The organism is Paraburkholderia sp. A1RI_3L (assembly GCF_048957895.1).
Taxonomy (GTDB): domain Bacteria; phylum Pseudomonadota; class Gammaproteobacteria; order Burkholderiales; family Burkholderiaceae; genus Paraburkholderia; species Paraburkholderia kururiensis.
The window spans coordinates 1-563 of record NZ_JARCHA010000072.1; the positions used below are offsets into that span (position 1 = coordinate 1).

At 70.0% G+C, this 563-nt stretch carries 1 protein-coding gene; it reads right to left on the bottom strand.

Annotation, left to right across the window (positions count from 1 at the left end):
• Nucleotides 1-121: 121 nt before the first annotated feature.
• Nucleotides 122-563, bottom strand: a 442-nt coding sequence (locus tag PXJ20_RS32940; protein ID WP_421057518.1) for an OmpA family protein, incomplete at its 5' end; no start/stop codon positions are given.

Sequence of the window (563 nt, forward strand, 5' to 3'; positions counted from 1 at the left end):
GCGACGCGGAAAAAAATGACGGACCGCCTCGGGGAGCGGCAGTCCGCCGAACGTCCGCCTGCTGCCGCGGACGACACCATCGCGCTGGCATTCTTTCGCGCTTGTTCGAGCCTGTTCGCGCTTATTCCAGCGTGATCTCCACACGGCGGTTCTGTGCCCGGCCGGCCGCCGTCGCGTTGGTGGCGACCGGATTGCTCGCCCCGTAGCCATGCGTCCCGAACCGCTGCGACTGCAGGCCGTGATCGTGCAGGTACTGCGCTACTGACTGCGCGCGCCGCTCCGACAGGCCCTGGTTATGGGCCGCCGAGCCTCTCGAGTCCGTGTAGCCGTTCACCGTGACCGAGGTGAACGTGACGCCGCGCGCAGCATCGATCAGCGCGTCGAGCTTCGCCCGCGCGTCGGGCCGCAGCGTCGCCTTGTCGGTGTCGAAGTTCGCGTCGCCCTCGAGCGTGATGTGCTTCGGCGCCGGTGCAGGCGGCGGCGGAGGCGGCGGCGGCACTGGAACGGGCACCGGTGCCGGCTGCACGGGTTGCGGCGCCGGTCCGCACTGGAACGTCAGGACA